Annotated in this window: 15 protein-coding genes; 14 read left to right on the top strand and 1 reads right to left on the bottom strand. The window is 67.0% G+C overall.

Going from position 1 to position 14,898, the window contains the following annotated elements:
• From A5736_RS15680 to A5736_RS15740, 13 genes are all read left to right on the top strand, one after another.
• Positions 1-1,394, top strand: a 1,394-nt coding sequence (locus A5736_RS15680; protein ID WP_076247231.1) for a DUF6541 family protein, incomplete at its 5' end; no start/stop codon positions are given.
• A gap of 93 nt (positions 1,395-1,487) precedes the next feature.
• Positions 1,488-1,952 carry a bacterial proteasome activator family protein gene (locus A5736_RS15685; protein ID WP_083667485.1) on the top strand — a complete coding sequence of 155 codons (465 nt, stop codon included), beginning with the start codon at positions 1,488-1,490 and terminating at the stop codon, positions 1,950-1,952.
• A 17-nt stretch (positions 1,953-1,969) separates the two neighbouring features.
• Positions 1,970-2,776 carry an ABC transporter ATP-binding protein gene (locus A5736_RS15690; RefSeq protein ID WP_076127507.1) on the top strand — a complete coding sequence of 269 codons (807 nt, stop codon included), beginning with the start codon at positions 1,970-1,972 and terminating at the stop codon, positions 2,774-2,776.
• Positions 2,773-3,684: a glycosyltransferase gene (locus A5736_RS15695; protein ID WP_076247233.1), complete on the top strand. Its 912-nt coding sequence runs from the start codon at positions 2,773-2,775 to the stop codon at positions 3,682-3,684. Before A5736_RS15690 ends, A5736_RS15695 begins: the two co-directional genes overlap by 4 nt.
• A complete protein-coding gene (locus A5736_RS15700; RefSeq protein WP_076247235.1) occupies positions 3,684-4,514 on the top strand; it encodes an ABC transporter permease in 831 nt (276 codons plus the stop codon). Before A5736_RS15695 ends, A5736_RS15700 begins: the two co-directional genes overlap by 1 nt.
• An 18-nt stretch (positions 4,515-4,532) precedes the next feature.
• Positions 4,533-5,000: an RICIN domain-containing protein gene (locus tag A5736_RS15705; RefSeq protein ID WP_076247237.1), complete on the top strand. Its 468-nt coding sequence runs from the start codon at positions 4,533-4,535 to the stop codon at positions 4,998-5,000.
• Between the two features lie 68 nt (positions 5,001-5,068).
• Positions 5,069-5,593 (top strand): 6-carboxytetrahydropterin synthase, encoded by a 525-nt coding sequence (locus A5736_RS15710; protein ID WP_083667483.1) that lies wholly within the window; start codon positions 5,069-5,071, stop codon positions 5,591-5,593.
• A 191-nt stretch (positions 5,594-5,784) separates the two neighbouring features.
• Positions 5,785-6,264, top strand: coding sequence for a GreA/GreB family elongation factor (locus A5736_RS15715; RefSeq protein WP_076127499.1), 480 nt, complete (start codon positions 5,785-5,787; stop codon positions 6,262-6,264).
• 3 nt (positions 6,265-6,267) lie between these two features.
• Positions 6,268-6,678, top strand: a complete 411-nt coding sequence (locus tag A5736_RS15720; protein WP_076127496.1) for a GtrA family protein — start codon at positions 6,268-6,270, stop codon at positions 6,676-6,678.
• A 31-nt stretch (positions 6,679-6,709) separates the two neighbouring features.
• Complete coding sequence (locus A5736_RS15725) at positions 6,710-8,065, top strand: FAD-binding oxidoreductase (RefSeq protein WP_076247238.1); 1,356 nt, start codon at positions 6,710-6,712, stop codon at positions 8,063-8,065.
• Complete coding sequence (locus tag A5736_RS15730) at positions 8,066-8,830, top strand: decaprenylphospho-beta-D-erythro-pentofuranosid-2-ulose 2-reductase (RefSeq protein WP_076247240.1); 765 nt, start codon at positions 8,066-8,068, stop codon at positions 8,828-8,830. It begins immediately after the preceding gene.
• A 2-nt stretch (positions 8,831-8,832) separates the two neighbouring features.
• On the top strand, positions 8,833-10,809 hold the full coding sequence (locus A5736_RS15735) for an arabinofuranosyltransferase (protein ID WP_076247242.1): 1,977 nt from the start codon (positions 8,833-8,835) through the stop codon (positions 10,807-10,809).
• Positions 10,809-14,075 (top strand): arabinosyltransferase domain-containing protein, encoded by a 3,267-nt coding sequence (locus A5736_RS15740; RefSeq protein WP_076247243.1) that lies wholly within the window; start codon positions 10,809-10,811, stop codon positions 14,073-14,075. The genes A5736_RS15735 and A5736_RS15740 overlap by 1 nt, the downstream gene beginning before the upstream one ends.
• Positions 14,076-14,081: 6 nt before the next feature.
• On the opposite strand, the gene A5736_RS15745 is transcribed toward A5736_RS15740, so the two are convergent.
• On the bottom strand, positions 14,082-14,432 hold the full coding sequence (locus A5736_RS15745) for a hypothetical protein (protein ID WP_076247245.1): 351 nt from the start codon (positions 14,430-14,432) through the stop codon (positions 14,082-14,084).
• Positions 14,433-14,516: 84 nt separating this feature from the next.
• Here A5736_RS15745 and A5736_RS15750 point away from each other — a divergent pair, with 84 nt between their 5' ends.
• The gene (locus A5736_RS15750; protein WP_076247247.1) at positions 14,517-14,846 is read left to right on the top strand and encodes a helix-turn-helix transcriptional regulator; all 330 of its coding nucleotides are present in this window, start codon (positions 14,517-14,519) and stop codon (positions 14,844-14,846) included.
• The last annotated feature ends 52 nt before the right edge of the window (positions 14,847-14,898 follow it).

Genomic DNA, 14,898 nt, shown 5'->3' on the forward strand with positions numbered 1-14,898 from the left:
ACTCGGTGGCGGCCTCGGTCTGGCTGTTTCCGACCAGCGCGGCGATGCTGGCCTGGCATCTGCTTCGGCCGCGCACCACCATCTGGCGCACCGCGGGGGTTTCGGCGACGGCGGCCGCGTTGTCGGCGTCGTTCACCTCGGTGCCCTACGTCGAGTTCGGTGTCGCCGCGATGCCCAACCTGGCCGCCTACGGGGTCGCGATCCCGACGTTCGTCCTGATCACCTCGACGCTGCGGCACCGCGACCGCATCCCGACGGCGGTGCTGGCGCTGGTGGGCGTCCTGTCGGTGCATCTAACGGGCGGGTTCATCGTGATCCTGTTCCTGTTGGCGTGGTGGCTGTTGGACGTCTGGTGGCATCCGGTGCGCGGCCGGCTCGCCGACGTGCTGATCCTGGCCGCCGTGGCGGTGCCGACCGCGGCGATCCTGGCGCCGCAGTTCATCGGCGTGCTCCGGCAGGCCGACATCATCGCCGGGCACGCATTCCCCAGCTTCAAGAGCGCGAAGCAGGGCGTCATCGACGCGCTGCTCCTGCACACGCGTCACCTCAACGACTTCCCGACCCAATACGGCCTGATCGTGCTCATGTACGCCGGCCTGGCGATCCTGCTGTACAAGAAAATCTGGTGGCCGCCGGTGGTTTGGCTGGTGCTGACCGTCGCGACGATCTACTCCGGGGCGCCGTTTCACAACGCGGCGGGCGCCGCCATCGAAGCGTTCAGCCAGTTCTTCTACAACGATCCGCGACGGCTCACGGCCGTGGTGTCCATGCTGGCGACGCCGATGGCGGCCATCGCCTTGTTCGCGGCGGTCATGCTGGTGGTCGCGGGCGCCAAACGGGTCACCAAGCGGTTCAAACGTCTGCCGGCGCCGGTGTGGGTCTCGGCGACCGCGGTGATGCTGGCGGTGTCGACCGTGGTCATCGCGCGGCACTACTTCTATCGGCATCTGGTGCTGTTCGGCGACAAATACGACTCGGTGATGATCGACCAGCGCGACCTGATGGCGATGGCTTACCTGGCCAACCAGCCGGGCGCACGCGACACCGTGATCGGCGACTCGAACGTCGACGGCACCGCGTGGATGTACGCGGTGGCCGACCTGCACCCGCTGTGGACCCACTACGACTTTCCCCAGCAGACCGGCCCCGGCTATTACCGCTACATCTTCTGGACCTCCGCGCGCAAAGGCGACGACGATCCGAAGGTGGTAGAGGCGATTAAGGCCCTCAATATCAGGTACATACTGACTAGCACGCCCAACGTGCGAGGGTTTGCCACACCCGACGGACTAATGTCTCTAGAGAAATCGAAGTCGTGGGCGCTGATCTACGACAACGGTGGGGCAAAGATCTACGAATGGCGCGGAAACACCGCCGCGACGCCCCACCCCTAGACGCAACAAGAGGATGGTGACGGATTGAGTAACGGCAACGACGGCCGAGACGACGATGGCATCGAAATCATCGGCGGCGTCGATCCCCGAATCATGGCGATACGCGAGGCGGACGACGACGACGCCGACGGACGCTCCCTGACCGACCTGGTCGAGCAGCCCGCCAAGGTGATGCGGATCGGCACCATGATCAAGCAACTGCTCGAGGAGGTGCGTGCCGCACCGCTCGACGACGCCAGCCGTAACCGGCTGCGCGAGATCCACGCCACCAGCATCCGCGAGCTCGAAGACGGCCTGGCACCCGAACTGCGCGAGGAACTCGACCGGCTCACCCTGCCGTTCAACGAGGACGCCGCGCCGTCGGACGCCGAGCTGCGCATCGCCCAGGCACAACTCGTCGGCTGGCTGGAGGGCCTGTTCCACGGCATCCAGACCGCGCTGTTCGCCCAGCAGATGGCGGCCCGCGCGCAGCTGGAGCAGATGCGCCACAGCGCGCTGCCACCGGGCATCAGCAAGTCGGGCCACGGGCCCGGCTCGGGCACCGGGCAATACCTGTAGGCCGACTTAAGTAGCTGATGGTGGCGGGTTCGGGACCTCACATCGAGACTCAGAGCGCGTGGGTGGAATTCCCCATCTTCGACGCCAAGTCGCGCTCCTTGAAGAAGGCCTTCCTGGGCAAGGCGGGCGGCACGATCGGGCGCAACAACTCCAACGTCGTCGTTGTCGAGGCGTTGCGCGACATCACCATGTCGCTTGAGCTGGGCGACCGGGTCGGACTGGTCGGTCATAACGGGGCCGGGAAATCGACTCTGCTGCGCCTACTTTCGGGCATCTACGAACCCACCCGCGGCTGGGCGAAGGTCACGGGGCGAGTGGCGCCGGTCTTCGACCTCGGGGTCGGCATGGACCCCGAGATCTCCGGCTACGAGAACATCATCATTCGCGGCCTGTTCCTGGGGCAGAGCCGAAAATACATGCTGAGCAAGGTCGACGAGATCGCCGAGTTCACCGAGCTCGGCGACTACCTGTCGATGCCGCTGCGCACGTATTCCACCGGCATGCGGGTGCGACTGGCGATGGGCGTGGTCACCAGCATCGACCCGGAGATCCTGCTGCTCGACGAGGGCATCGGCGCCATCGACGCCGACTTCCTGAAGAAGGCCCAGTCGCGGTTGCAGGGCCTGGTGGAGCGTTCCGGAATCCTGGTGTTCGCCAGCCATTCCACCGAATTCCTGGCCCGGCTGTGCAAGACGGCGATGTGGATCGACCACGGCGTCATCAGGCAGACGGGTGGTATCGAGGAGGTGGTGCGCGCCTACGAGGGCGAAGAGGCGGCGCGCCACGTCCGCGAGGTGCTGGCCGAAACCGCCGGACAATCATGAGTGAGTCCGTCTTCGCCGTCGTGGTCACCCACCGACGACCCGACGAGCTGGCCAAGTCGCTGGACGCGCTGAGCACACAGACCCGGTTGCCCGATCACCTCATCGTGGTCGACAACGACGGGTCCGAAGACGGGCGGGTCAGCGATCTCGTTGCCGCCCAACCGATTTCGACGACATATCTCGGTTCACGCCGAAACCTCGGCGGCGCAGGCGGTTTCGCGCTCGGCATGCTGCACGCGCTGGCGCAGGGCGCGGACTGGGTGTGGCTGGCCGACGACGACGGGCGCCCGCAGGATTCCCGCGTGCTGGCGACGCTGCTCGCCTGCGCCGAGAAGTACGGACTGGCCGAGGTCTCGCCGATGGTGTGCAACTCCGACGACCCGCAGCGGCTGGCGTTCCCGTTGCGGCGCGGCCTGGTGTGGCGCAGGTACGCAAGCGAATTGCGCACCGAAGCGGACCAGGATCTGCTGCGCGGCATCGCGTCGCTGTTCAACGGCGCACTGTTCCGGGCGTCGACCCTGGAAGCGATCGGGGTGCCGGACATGCGGCTGTTCATCCGCGGTGACGAGGTGGAATTGCACCGCCGGCTGGTTCGGTCCGGTCTGCCGTTCGGCACCTGCCTGGAGGCGGTCTACCTGCACCCCTGCGGATCCGAGGAGTTCCGGCCCATCCTGGGCGGTCGGATGCACACGCAGTATCCCGACAACCCCACCAAGCGGTTCTTCACCTACCGCAACCGCGGCTACCTGCTGTCGCAACCGGGTCTGCGCAGGCTGCAGGCCCAGGAGTGGCTGCGGTTCGGCTGGTTCTTCCTGGTCAGCCGCCGCGATCCCAAGGGCCTACTGGAGTGGATTCGGTTGCGCCGCTTGGGACGTCGCGAGCAATTCGGCCAGCCGGAAGGATCGTGATGAGTTTCCTCGACGCCGCGACTCAGTCCCGGACATTGACCCGCGCCCGCGCCGATCTGGTCGACGGCTTTCGCCGTCACGAGCTGTGGCTGCACCTGGGCTGGCAGGACATCAAGCAGCGCTACCGCCGCTCGGTGCTGGGGCCGTTTTGGATCACCATCGCGACCGGCACCACGGCCGTCGCCATGGGTGGGCTGTACTCCAAACTGTTTCACCTACAGCTGGCGGTGCACCTGCCCTACGTCACGCTCGGGTTGATCATCTGGAACCTGATCAACGCCGCCATCCTGGAGGGCGCCGACGTCTTCGTCGCCAACGAGGGTCTGATCAAACAGCTGCCGACACCGTTGAGCGTGCACGTTTACCGGCTGGTGTGGCGCCAGATCATCTTGTTCGCCCACAACATCGTCATCTACGTCGTGATCGCGATCATCTTCCCCAAGCCGTGGTCGTGGGCCGACTTGTCGGTGATCCCGGCGCTGGGGCTGATCGTGCTCAACTGCATATGGGTGTCGTTGTGCTTCGGCATCCTGGCGACCCGCTACCGCGACATCGGTCCGCTGCTGTTTTCCATCGTGCAGCTGCTGTTCTTCATGACGCCGATCATCTGGAACGAAGACACGCTGCGGCAGCAGGGTGTCGGACGCTGGTCGAGGATCGTCGAACTCAACCCGTTGCTGCACTATCTGGACATCGTTCGTGCGCCGCTGCTGGGCGCCCCCCAGGAGCTGCGGCACTGGGTGGTGGTGCTGGCGCTGACGGCCGTCGGCTGGGTGTTGGCGGCGTTGGCGATGCGGCAATACCGCGCCCGGGTGCCCTACTGGGTGTGACGAGGGGACGGGGCCGAAATGCATGAGTCGCGGTTGAAGGGCGGCGCGCGTCGGGCTGCACTCATAGCAGGCGCAGTGTTTGGCGTCGCGATGCTGAGCCCTGGAGCAGCAGGCGCCGACGGACCGGTTCAGTTGAGAAGCCGGCTGGGCGATGCGTGTCTGGACGCCCCGAACGACAGCTGGTTCACCCCGGTGGTGGTCAACCCCTGCAATGGGGCCGACACCCAGCGCTGGAACCTCAACGGCGACGGGCGAATCGAGAGTGCGGCCTTCCCCGGACGATGCCTCAATGTGCCGGAGTCCAGCCTGTCGCTGCGCCTCCTGGCCTGTTGGACCAGCCAGCGTTGGACCATCCAGCCCGACGGCCGGATCACGGCCCTGCTTGGTGGCTGCCTCACTGTCCTCGGCGGCCCGGGTCCTGGGACTTGGGTGGGACCCCGCATTTGCAATGGCTCACCCGAGCAGGGGTGGGATAGCGTTCTCTAACCGGGCCGGCCCGTCGCTTCAAGAATCTTTTGAGGATCCGACAAGGCCGGCGCACGACGCTAACCGTCGTGCAAATTCCTGATATCACCAGCGCCGACGGGGTGCACGTCGCCGTCATGCATCGTGCCGACGCGCCCGTCGGCCGGACGGCGCGGTTCCACATGCGCAAGAGGTTCGACGACCTACCCTGCTGCTACCGCTCGTGGGCGAACCAGGGGAAGCGCTTCTTCCTGCACGGCTATGAGCGGACGTTCGAAGTCGAGTTCGCTTGCGCGGAAACCGAACCCGAGACCTTGGTGGTGGACCCGGGTGCCGTCCGGGTGATCCGGGCGGCGCTGCGATACCAGTTCGACCACACCACGTTGATCGCCGCGGACGACCCGCAGCGTGCGCTGTTCGAGCTGCTGGCCGAGCGGGGCGTCATCGATCTGCGCATCATGGACGACACGGGCATGGAGGGCTCGGCGGCCTGGGTGTTCGACACCGCCGACCGGATCGTCGGGCTGGCGACCGGGGGCCGGGTCTGGGTGTCGCGGATAAAGGCACGCGAGCGCCGCAACCACGTCGTCACGCTGACAGCGGGACCGGTGTGAACCTCACAGCAGCCCGTTCGCCGACGGCGCGAATGGGTATGCACGTGTACAACTAAATAGATGTGCTTGCCTGATACCGGTGACGGGCGGGCGCTTGGTGGTGTAACACTGATACGCCACGAATCGGATTCACGGCGCGTGAGTGATCAGCAAACGGCGACCCGGGACGTCGGGGCGAAAGGTGGGCGGACGTGACAAAGAAAGCCCAATCGGTGGCCGATGCCGCGCGGGAGAACCTGGCCGCGGAGCTGGATCGGCTGCGGCAGCGTCGCGATCGCCTCGAGGTCGAGGTCAAGAACGACCGCGGCATGGTCGGCGACCACGGGGACGCGGCCGAGGCGATACAGCGCGCGGACGAACTGGTCGTGCTGGGTGACCGGATCAACGAGCTGGACCGGCGATTGCGCACCGGGCCGTCGCAGTCCGGAGAGGCCGAAACGCTGCCCGGCGGCACCGAGGTGACGCTGCGCTTCCCCGACGGCGAAGTCGTGACGATGCATGTGATCTCCATCGTCGAGGAGACCCCGGCCGGCCGTGAAGCCGAGACGCTGACCGCCCGCAGCCCACTGGGCCAGGCGCTGGCCGGACACAAACCGGGCGACACCGTGACCTACTCGACGCCCCAAGGGGAAAACCAGGTCGAGCTGATCGCGGTGAAGTTACCTAAATAGCCCATGCCCGAGCTCGCGCCGCCACAGCTCAGCCTGACGACGCAGATATGGCGTTTCGTCGTCACCGGCGGGCTGGCCGGGATCGTCGACTTCAGCCTCTACCTGGTGCTTTACCAGGTGATCGGCATCCAGGTCGACCTGTCCAAAGCCACCAGTTTCGTTGTCGGCACCATCACCGCGTACCTGATCAACCGCCGGTGGACGTTTCAGGCGTCACCGAGCACCGCCCGGTTCGTCGCGGTCATGGTTCTCTACGGCATCACCTTTGCCGTGCAGGTCGGGCTCAACCACCTGTGCCTTGCCTTGCTGCACTATCGCGGCTGGGCGATACCCGTCGCGTTCGTGATCGCGCAGGGCACCGCGACGGTGATCAACTTCGTCGTGCAGCGAGCCGTTATCTTCCGCATCCGCTGAGCCAGCCGGCCAAGCGGTACCCTCTTTGACGATGTTCACCACCAAACGCCTGACGGGCTGGGGTCGCACCGCTCCCTCCGTCGCGACGGTGCTTTCCACCGGGGACGCCGAGGAGATCGCCAAGGCCGTGGCCAACGCGGGCGACCGCGGCGTGATCGCCCGAGGCCTGGGCCGTTCCTACGGCGACAACGCGCAAAACGGTGGCGGTCTGGTGATCGACATGACGCCACTCAACCGCATCCACTCGATCAGCGCCGACACCCGGCTGGTCGACGCCGACGCCGGGGTCAACCTGGACCAGCTGATGAAGGCGGCGCTGCCGTTCGGGTTGTGGGTGCCGGTGCTGCCGGGAACCCGGCAGGTCACCATCGGCGGGGCAATCGCCTGCGACATCCACGGCAAGAACCATCACAGCGCGGGCAGCTTCGGCAATCACGTTCGGTCGATGGACCTCCTCATGGCCGACGGCACCATCCGCACGGTCACCCCCGAAGGGGAGGATGCCGAGCTGTTCTGGGCCACCGTAGGGGGCAACGGCCTGACCGGGATCGTGTTACGCGCCACCATCGCCATGACGCCGACGGAGACGGCGTACTTCATCGCCGATGGCGTTGCCACCAACGATCTCGACGAAACGGTCGCCGTCCACCTAGACGGCAGCGAAACGAATTACACCTATTCCAGCGCCTGGTTCGACCTGATCAGTCCACCACCGAAGCTCGGTCGGGCCGCCGTCAGCCGGGGCAGCCTCGCGACGCTGGATCAACTGCCGAAAAAGCTCGCCAAGAACCCCTTGAAATTCGATGCGCCGCAACTCTTAACGGTGCCGGACGTGTTTCCGGTAAGCGCGATGAACAAGCTCTCGTTTATGGCGATCGGCGAGGTGTACTACCGGCTGGGCGGAACCTACACCGGCAAGATCATGAATCTGTCGCAGTTCTACCACATGCTCGACCTCGTCAGCGGCTGGAATAATGCTTACGGGCCAAGGGGTTTCGCCCAACATCAGTTCTTGGTGCCGCCGGACGCGATGGACGAATTCAAGGCCATCATCCGCTGGATCCAGACTCAAGGCCACTACTCCGCGCTGAACGTGTTCAAGCTTTTCGGCCCAGGCAACCGCGCGCCACTGAGCTTTCCCATGGCCGGTTGGAACGTCGCGATGGACTTCCCGATGAAGCCGGGCATCAACGAGTTCCTCAACGAACTCGACCGCCGGGTGCTGGAGTTCGGCGGGCGGGTCTACACCGCCAAGGACTCCCGCGCCACCGCGGAAACCTTTCACGCCATGTATCCGCGCATCGACGAGTGGATCGCCGTGCGCCGCAAGGTAGATCCGCTGGGGGTCTTCGCCTCCGACATGGCCCGACGTTTGGAGCTGCTCTAAATGGTGCTCGACGCGGTAGGCAATCCGCAGACCATCCTGCTGCTCGGCGGCACGTCCGAGATCGGGCTCGCCATCTGCGAGCGCTACCTGCAGAACGCGCACGCGCGCATCGTGTTGGCCGCCATGCCCGACGACGCGGGCCGCGACGACGCGGTGGCCCAGATGAAGGCCGCGGGCGCGCGGTCTGTGGAGTTGATCGATTTCGAGGCCACCGACACCGACAGCCACCCCAAGATGATCGAGCAGGCCTTCTCGGGCGGCGATGTGGACGTGGCCATCGTCGCGTTCGGTTTGCTCGGCGACGCCGAAGAACTGTGGCAGAACCAGCGCAAGGCGGTGCAGATCGCCGAAATCAACTACACCGCAGCGGTTTCGGTGGGCGTCCTTTTGGCCGAGAAGATGCGCGCCCAGGGCTTCGGCCAGATCATCGCGATGAGCACCGTGGCCGGCGAACGGGTGCGGCGATCCAACTTCGTCTACGGCTCCACCAAGGCGGGCCTGGACGGCTTCTACCTGGGCTTGTCAGAAGCATTGCGCGAGTACGGAGTTCGCGTCCTAGTGATCCGTCCCGGCCAGGTGCGAACCCGGATGAGCGCGCACATCAAGGAAGCCCCGCTGACCGTCGACAAGGAGTATGTCGCCAACCTCGCGGTGACCTCGGCCGCCAAAGGTAAGGAATTGGTTTGGGCGCCAGCAGCATTCAGGTACGTGATGATGGTGTTGCGACACATCCCGCGGAGCGTCTTCCGCAAGCTGCCAATCTGACCATGCGCAACGCACTGGCCAGCCTCGGCCAGCTGGTCTTGGCCGCGGTGGTGGCCGCGATCGTCTCGGTGGTGTCCCTGATCGCCATCGCCGGGGTCCAGTGGCCCGCCTTTCCGTCGTCGAACCAGCTGCACGCTCTGACCACCGTCGGTCAGGTCGGCTGCCTGGCCGGGCTGATCGGCGTTGGCTGGCTGTGGCGGCGCGGCGGTCGCTACCCTCGGCTGCTGGCCCAGCTCGGCGGGGTGGTGTTCGTGTCCGCGTTCTCCGTGGTCACCCTGGGCATGCCGCTGGGCGCCACCAAGCTGTATCTGTTCGGCATCTCCGTCGACCAGCAGTTCCGCACCGAATACCTGACCCGGCTCGCCGACAGCCCCGCGCTGCACGACATGACCTACGTGGGGCTCCCGACGTTCTACCCGCCGGGCTGGTTCTGGATCGGTGGGCGTGCGGCGGCGCTGACCGGCGTGCCGGCCTGGGAGATCTACAAGCCGTGGGCCATCACCTCGATCACCATCGCGGTCGCGGTCGCGCTGGTGCTGTGGTCGCGAATGATCCGCTTCGAGTACGCGCTGATCGTCACCACCGCGACCGCCGCGGTGACGCTGGCCTACAGCTCGCCGGAGCCTTATGCCGCGATGATCACGGTGCTGCTGCCCCCGGTGCTGGTGCTGACGTGGTCGGGCCTGCGTGCCGGTGAACGCGCTTTAGCCGCCGAACGTGCGGCTGGCCGCACACTCGAACCCGAACGTGCGGCTGGCCGCACGCTCGGCGCAGAAGAACCAACAGCGGGCGGCTGGGCCGCAGTGGCCGGCGCCGGGATCTTCCTGGGCTGGACGGCCACGTGGTACTCGCTGCTGTTCTGCTTCGGCGCCTTCACGATGGCGCTGATGGCCGTGGTGCTTGCCGCCGCGCGCTGGCGCCGGCACGGGTTCAGCGCCGCGCTCGACCCGCTGCGCCGGCTTGCCGTCATCGCCGTGATCGCGGCGGCCATCGCCAGCACCACCTGGCTACCGTTCCTTTTGCGCGCGGCCACCAGCCCAATCAGCAACAGCGGCAGTGCCTTTCACTATCTGCCCGCCGACGGCGCCGAGCTGACCTTCCCGATGCTGCAGTTCTCGCTACTGGGCGCCATCTGCCTGCTGGGCACGCTGTGGCTGGTGGTACGCGCCCGAACGTCGGTGCGGGCCGCCGCCCTGACGATCGGCGTGCTGGCCGTCTACCTGTGGTCGCTGCTGTCGATGCTGACCACGCTCGCGCGCACCACGCTGCTGTCGTTCCGGCTGCAGCCCACGTTGACCGTGCTATTGGTCGCCGCGGGCGTGTTCGGCTTCGTGGAAGCCACCCGGTCGCTGGCCCGGCGAAGCCGCGCCGCGGTCCCGGTCGCGGCGGCGATCGGGCTCGCCGCGGCGATCGCGTTCAGCCAGGACATTCCCGACGTACTGCGGCCGGATCTGACCATCGCCTACACCGACACCGACGGCCACGGCCAGCGCGGCGACCGCCGCCCGCCCAGCTCGGAGAAGTTCTACGCCGACATCGACGCCGCGATCCTGCGCGTCACAGGCAAGCCACGCAACCAGACCGTCCTGATGACCGCCGACTACAGCTTCCTGTCCTACTACCCCTACTGGGGCTTCCAGGGATTGACGTCGCACTACGCCAACCCGCTGGCGCAATTCGACCTGCGGGCCCAACAGATTGAGAAGTGGTCCAAGCTCAAGACCGCCGACGACCTGATCCACGCCCTGGACAGCTCGCCGTGGCCGGCGCCGACGGTATTCCTGATGCGCCGCGGCGCCAACGGCAACTACACCCTGCGGCTGGCCGAGGACGTCTACCCCAACCAGCCCAACGTGCGCCGCTACACCGTGGATCTGCGCGCCGCCCTGTTCGACGACCCGCGCTTCGTGGTCCAAACGATCGGCCCGTTTGTGCTGGCCATCCGCATGCCGCAAGCCCAACCGGTGACGAGCGGCTGATGGCCACCGAGACCTCGCCCGACTTGGCCGAAGAACTACCATCTACCTCCGTGAGCGACACGGGAGCAAACCACCGGATCGCTCGCATCGTTGCCGTCGTCGCCGGTCTGCTCGGGGCAGTGCTGGCGATCGCCACCCCGGTCCTGCCCGTCAACCAGACCACCGCGCAGCTCAACTGGCCGCAGAACGGCACATTCGAGAGCGTCGAAGCGCCGTTGATCGGCTATGTGGCCACCGAACTAAACGTCAGCGTGCCGTGCTCGGCCGCCGCCGGATTGACCGGTCCGCAGAATGCCGGCAAGACGGTGCTGTTGTCGACGGTGCCCAAGCAGGCCCCCAAGGCCGTCGACCGCGGGCTGCTCATCCAGCGCGCCAACGATGAGCTGGTGCTCGTGGTTCGCAACGTCCCGGTCGTCACCGCCCCGTTGAGCCAAGTGCTCAGCCCCGCCTGCCAGCGGCTGACCTTCACCGCGCACGCGGAGCGGGTCACCGCCGAATTCGTCGGGCTGACGCAGGGGCCCAACACCGAGCATCCCGGCGCGCCGCTGCGCGGCGAGAAGAGCGGGTATGACTTCCGGCCGCAGATCGTCGGCGTGTTCACCGACCTCGCCGGGCCGACGCCGCCGGGCCTGAACTTCTCGGCGACCGTCGACACGCGCTACAGCAGCAGCCCGACGCCGCTGAAGCTCGCGGCGATGATCCTTGGGGTGGTGCTGACGGCCGCGGCGCTGATCGCGTTGCACGTCCTCGACCGAGCCGACGGCACCCGGCACCGGCGCTTCCTTCCGCCGCGCTGGTGGTCGATCGGCGGGCTGGACGCCCTGGTCATCGCGGTGCTGGTGTGGTGGCACTTCGTCGGCGCCAACACCTCCGACGACGGCTACATCCTGACCATGGCACGGGTGTCCGAGCATGCCGGCTACATGGCCAACTACTACCGATGGCTGGGCACGCCGGAGGCCCCCTTCGGCTGGTACTACGACCTGCTCGCGGTGTGGGCGCACGTCAGCACCACCAGCGTCTGGATGCGCCTGCCCACCCTGGTCATGGCGCTGACGTGCTGGTGGGTGATCAGCCGCGAGGTCATCCCGCGTTTGGGCCATGCCGTCAAGCGCAGCAGGGCCGCGGCGTGGACCGCGGCGGGCATGTTCCTGGCGACGTGGCTGCCGCTCGACAACGGCCTGCGGCCCGAGCCGATCATCGCCCTGGGCATCCTGCTGACCTGGTGTTCGGTGGAGCGCGCGGTGGCCACCAACCGGCTGCTGCCCGTGGCGATCGCCTGCATCATCGGCGCCTTGACGCTCTTCTCCGGGCCCACCGGCATCGCTTCCATCGGTGCCCTGCTGGTCGCGATCGGGCCGTTGCGCACCATCGTGCATCGGCGATCCAAACGCTTCGGCGCGCTGCCGCTGCTGGCGCCGATCGCCGCCGCGGTCACCGTCACCGTGATCCTGATCTTCCGCGATCAGACCCTGGCCGGCGAGATGCAGGCCACCGCCCTCAAGCGGGCCCTCGGGCCCAGCCTCAGTTGGTTTGACGAACACATCCGCTACGAGCGGCTGTTCATGGCCAGTCCCGACGGGTCGGTCGCGCGCCGCTTCGCCGTGCTGGCGCTGGTCCTCGCGCTCGGCATCACGGTGGCAATGTCGTTGCGCAAGGGGCGAATTCCGGGCACCGCCGCCGGACCGAGCCGGCGCATCGTCGGCATCACCATCATCTCCTTCGTGGCGATCATGTTCACTCCCACCAAGTGGACGCACCACTTCGGGGTGTTCGCCGGACTCGCCGGTTCCCTGGGGGCGCTGGCCGCGGTGGCGGTGACGTCCGTCGCGATGCGTTCGCGCCGCAACCGAACCGTGTTCGCCTCCGTGGTGCTGTTCTTGGTGGCGTTGTCGTTCGCCAGCGTCAACGGCTGGTGGTACGTGTCCAATTTCGGTGTGCCATGGTCGAATTCGTTCCCGCAATGGCATTACGCATTCGCCACGACGCTGCTCGGGCTGACCGTGCTGGTGCTGCTGCTGGCCGCGTGGTTCCACTTCGTCGCCCCGGACTCCTTGAGGACCCAAGCGCCCCCCGGCAACCGCGTGGCCGCAATCATTCAGTCCCCCTTGGCAATTGCCGCGTGGGTGCTGGTGGTTTTCGAGGTGGCATCGCTGACCCTCGCGATGACCGCTCAGTATCCGGCTTGGTCGGTGGGGCGGTCCGATCTCGAGGCGCTGACCGGCAAGTCCTGCGGCCTGGCCGAGGATGTGCTGGTCGAGCAGGATCCCAACGCCGGCATGCTGGCGCCGGTGACCGCACCGGCGGCCGACGCCCTGGGGGCTGGATTGTCGGAAGCGTTCACGCCCAACGGTATTCCCGCCGACGTCCGCGCCGACCCGGTGATGGAACGCCCCGGCGACCGCAGTTTCGTCACCGACGAGGAGAAGGGCACCACCAACCAGGCCGGCACCGAGGGTGGTACCAGCGCCGCACCGGGAATCAACGGCTCCCGCGCCCAGCTGCCCTACAACTTGGATCCGGCCCGCACGCCGGTGCTGGGCAGCTGGCAGTCGGGTATCCAGGTGCCCGCCCGGCTGCGCTCGGCGTGGTACCGACTTCCCGCGCGCGACCAGGCGGGACCGCTGCTGGTGGTGTCGGCGGCGGGCCGCTTCGACGCACGCGAGGTGCAGTTGCAATGGGCCACCGACGACGGGGCGGCGAGCGGACACCCGGGCGGGTCGTTCCAGTTTTTCGACGTCGGGGCGTCGCCGGCGTGGCGCAACTTGCGGCTGCCGATGTCGTGGATTCCGCGCGACGCCACCCAGATTCGCCTGGTCGCCGACGACGAGGATCTCGCGCCGCAGCACTGGATCGCGGTCACGCCGCCGCGGATTCCGCAGCTGCGCACGCTGCAGGAAGTGGTGGGCTCGCACGATCCGGTGTTCCTGGACTGGCTGGTGGGTCTCGCGTTCCCGTGCCAGCGGCCGTTCGGCCATCAAAACGGTGTCGACGAAACGCCGAAATGGCGGATCCTGCCGGACCGGTTCGGCGCCGAGGCGAACTCACCGGTCATGGACAACAACGGCGGCGGCCCGCTGGGCGTCACCGAGCTGTTGGTCAAGGCGACCACGGTGGCCAGTTATCTGAAGGACGACTGGTCCAGGGACTGGGGCAGCTTGCAGCGGCTGACGCCCTATTACCCCAACGCCCAGGCCGCCCGCCTGCAGTTGGGCACGGCGACGCGCGGCGGCCTGTGGAGTCCGGCGCCGCTGCGCAGGGGTTAGCGCGCATTACAGCCCGGGCAGGCAATTGATGAACGGTATGCACGGCGGCGACGGCGGACGCGGCGGCGGAAACCCTTCGATGATCGTCGAATTGGTCACCGGGCTGTTCTGATCGAAATACCATGGGTGACAGGCGTTTCTGTCCCAGTCCGGCATGTTCTTCATCACCGGCGAACCCGGGCACCATTGGTAGGTGCAGCTGTTCGTCGGGCTAGGTACCGTGCCGCCGTCCTGGCACACCATCGGGGCAGGCTGGGCGTGGCCGGTTCCCGCCGCCAGGCCCAACCCGACGACGCCGAAGCCACCCGAGAGCAACGCCCCCGCGAGCATGCGGTTCATGTTGTGAGAAATGTTCATGCCGCGAGTGCATACGGTCAAGGTTGCTACCGATCCCAAATCGGGTATTGAAGCCACGGATCGGTAAGCTTACACTTACGGTTCGTGGTCACTTACCAAGCCGCGGCCGGTGGCGACGCCTGGCTGGCCCTGGCGGATCGAACGCGACGGGCCATCGTCGAGCGCCTAGCGCATGGCCCCGCGGCGGTCGGCGAACTGGCCCGCGACCTCCCGGTCAGCAGGCCGGCCGTTTCGCAGCACCTCAAAGTGCTCAAGTGCGCCGGGCTGGTGCGCGACCGCGCGGCGGGAACCCGGCGCGTCTATCAGCTCGACCCGACCGGCCTCGAGGCGTTGCGCGCCGACCTGGACCGGTTCTGGACGCGGGCGCTGGCCAACTATGCGGCCGCCGTCGAGATCGAAGGAGATGCCTCATGACCCGAACTCCGAGCATCCGGCACCACGTCGTCGTCAACGCCGGGATCGAGCG

It is taken from the genome of Mycobacterium sp. SP-6446 (genome assembly GCF_001954045.1).
Lineage (GTDB): Bacteria > Actinomycetota > Actinomycetes > Mycobacteriales > Mycobacteriaceae > Mycobacterium.

Bases quoted from the DNA above. Each gene is read 5' to 3' on its own strand.
- A5736_RS15685 (WP_083667485.1), top strand. From the start codon at position 1,488: ATGGCGATACGCGAGGCGGACGACGACGACGCCGACGGACGCTCCCTG.
- A5736_RS15690 (WP_076127507.1), top strand. From the start codon at position 1,970: ATGGTGGCGGGTTCGGGACCTCACATCGAGACTCAGAGCGCGTGGGTG.
- A5736_RS15695 (WP_076247233.1), top strand. From the start codon at position 2,773: ATGAGTGAGTCCGTCTTCGCCGTCGTGGTCACCCACCGACGACCCGAC.
- A5736_RS15700 (WP_076247235.1), top strand. From the start codon at position 3,684: ATGAGTTTCCTCGACGCCGCGACTCAGTCCCGGACATTGACCCGCGCC.
- A5736_RS15705 (WP_076247237.1), top strand. From the start codon at position 4,533: ATGCATGAGTCGCGGTTGAAGGGCGGCGCGCGTCGGGCTGCACTCATA.
- A5736_RS15720 (WP_076127496.1), top strand. From the start codon at position 6,268: ATGCCCGAGCTCGCGCCGCCACAGCTCAGCCTGACGACGCAGATATGG.
- A5736_RS15725 (WP_076247238.1), top strand. From the start codon at position 6,710: ATGTTCACCACCAAACGCCTGACGGGCTGGGGTCGCACCGCTCCCTCC.
- A5736_RS15730 (WP_076247240.1), top strand. From the start codon at position 8,066: ATGGTGCTCGACGCGGTAGGCAATCCGCAGACCATCCTGCTGCTCGGC.
- A5736_RS15735 (WP_076247242.1), top strand. From the start codon at position 8,833: ATGCGCAACGCACTGGCCAGCCTCGGCCAGCTGGTCTTGGCCGCGGTG.
- A5736_RS15740 (WP_076247243.1), top strand. From the start codon at position 10,809: ATGGCCACCGAGACCTCGCCCGACTTGGCCGAAGAACTACCATCTACC.
- A5736_RS15745 (WP_076247245.1), bottom strand. From the start codon at position 14,432: ATGAACATTTCTCACAACATGAACCGCATGCTCGCGGGGGCGTTGCTC.